Origin of the sequence: Plesiomonas sp. (assembly GCF_051650925.1) — a bacterium.
In the GTDB taxonomy this organism is placed as follows: domain Bacteria; phylum Pseudomonadota; class Gammaproteobacteria; order Enterobacterales; family CAMTGL01; genus Plesiomonas.
Genome location: NZ_JBOFRH010000565.1, coordinates 1 through 2,118, shown reverse-complemented (window position 1 = coordinate 2,118; position 2,118 = coordinate 1). Strand labels below are relative to the sequence as shown.

The following is a 2,118-nucleotide window of genomic DNA, read 5'->3' as shown; positions in this document are numbered from 1 at the left end:
ATCAGGATGAAAAGAACCCCGGAGTCTTTGTGGCGGAGTGCGCCATACCGGCCGAACATGCCATTAACGGTACGGGGTATTACATCAATGAGATGTCAGCCATCTTAGATAACGGCATCTTGTACGCCTATCGACGGGTGTCAGGGGACTTCAAACCGCTGATCACCTCGGGGGAAGCCAAAAGCTATTTGTACCGGCTGCGCTTCATTCCCCAGAATGCTGGCGTGGTGAATGTCACTATCGACCCGTCTGTGGTGTGGCCGACGTTGGCGGATTTGAAGCGTGAAATTCAACGCCATGAAGAAAGCCGCAATCACCCTGATGCGTCATTGACGGAGAAGGGCTTTGTGCAGCTGAGTAGCGCGACCGATAGTACGTCCGAGACGCTAGCGGCAACGCCGAAAGCGGTGAAGACCGTTCACGACTTAGCGGCAGGCAAATACACCGCTGAGGATGCGACGACCGCTAAACGTGGTTTGGTTCAACTCTCCAGCGCTCTCGACAGTGAGAGTGAGAAGCTCGCCGCTACCCCAAAAGCGATTAATGAACTGCGTAAACGCATTAGTCAGGCCGCTTTCCCAATCAGTGAGCAGCCGCTATCGGTCGATTTAAATACCTTGGGCTCTCTGGCTCATCGAGGCGTGTATTACCAGCCGGCGAATGCAGGGGCGACAACCGAACATCATTATCCGTTAGCGGAGGCCGGTACATTAATCGTGACGCCGTCGGCCTATGGATGTCAGCAGGAATACACCTCTTTTTTCAGTTGTCGGAAATTCTGCCGAGGGCTAAGCGCTGCATGGAATGGTGAAAATGGGCCATGGCTTGATTGGATTGAGGTCGGTAACACCTTACCGGTCGGTATTCCCTTACCGTGGCCAACCGATACACCGCCTCTCGGTTATGTGTTTATGATGGGGCAATCATTTGATAAATCTCGTTACCCTAAGTTGGCGCAAGCATATCCATCAGGTGTATTGCCTGATATGCGCGGGCAAACCATTAAGGGTAAGCCAGTATCTGGGCGCGCGGTTTTATCATACGAGGCCGACCAAAATAAACGCCATAAACACGTAGCGCATTGCAGCGAAACTGATTTAGGCGCTAAAAACACTGACGCATTTGATTATGGCTCTAAGTCATCATCTTCCGGCGGTTATCACGTTCATTATGGTGTTCCTTCTCGTCAAAGTCCGTGGGATATCGGTGGCAGTACTTGGCAATATTTTAATTTCTCTAATGTTGCTAATACTGATGGTGCGGGTGATCACGTACACACCGTATATATTGGCCCACACGTGCATCGAGTTGTCATTGGCGCACATGGCCACACGATCGTGATTGATGATGATGGTGGAAGTGAAACAACAGTCAGGAATATTGCGTTTAATTATATGGTTGAAGCTGCTTAAAATTGCATGGAGATAACGAAATGAGCAAGTTCGTTTTTTCTGATGACGATAGAACTATCGTGGTTTATGGTTTTTTAGCGGACACCTATGAATATATCGGGAAGTCTGATTGTTATATTCCTGCCAGAACCGGTTTGCCGGCCTACTGTACACATAAGCCTGCGCCTGTTGCGCCAGATGGCATGGCGGTGGTGTTTGATATTGAGCGTGATGATTGGGCGATTGTAGAAGATCATCGCGGAAAAACGGCGTATGACATTGAAACACGGGAGCCGCATCTTATTACAACTCCTGGCGCATTACCTGAAAAATTCACGTTATTAAAGCCTGAAAGTGAATTTGATCGATGGCAAGGTGATTCGTGGGAAAAAGATGTAATGGCAGAGGCACATTTTAATCAGCGGTGTATTGAGGCTAAAAAGCAGCAACTGATTAATGAGGCTAGCCAACACATCGATATTTTGACTGACAAAATTAATCTCGGATTATCGTCAAGTCCTGATGCAGATAGAGCATTGCTTGACGCGTGGCGAACTTACCGTGTCAAAATTGCAAGTGTTGAGTCATCATTGGCTACTAGTGAAATTGTGTGGCCATTAAAACCACAGGAATAAATGATTAACGTTTTATTTAACCCGCCTTGGTGCGGGTTTTTTTATGGGATTTTTATGACGAAAAAACGCTATATCGCGCGGATTGGCTTTGA

2 protein-coding genes are annotated in these 2,118 nt (G+C 47.9%); both read left to right on the top strand.

Features of this window, described 5'->3' with window-relative positions:
* A partial coding sequence (locus tag ACRC27_RS13390; RefSeq protein WP_438640111.1) for a tail fiber protein occupies nt 1-1,412 on the top strand: 1,412 nt, incomplete at its 5' end.
* 20 nt (nt 1,413-1,432) lie between these two features.
* On the top strand, nt 1,433-2,026 hold the full coding sequence (locus ACRC27_RS13385; RefSeq protein WP_438640110.1) for a tail fiber assembly protein: 594 nt from the start codon (nt 1,433-1,435) through the stop codon (nt 2,024-2,026).
* Nucleotides 2,027-2,118 lie beyond the last annotated feature (92 nt).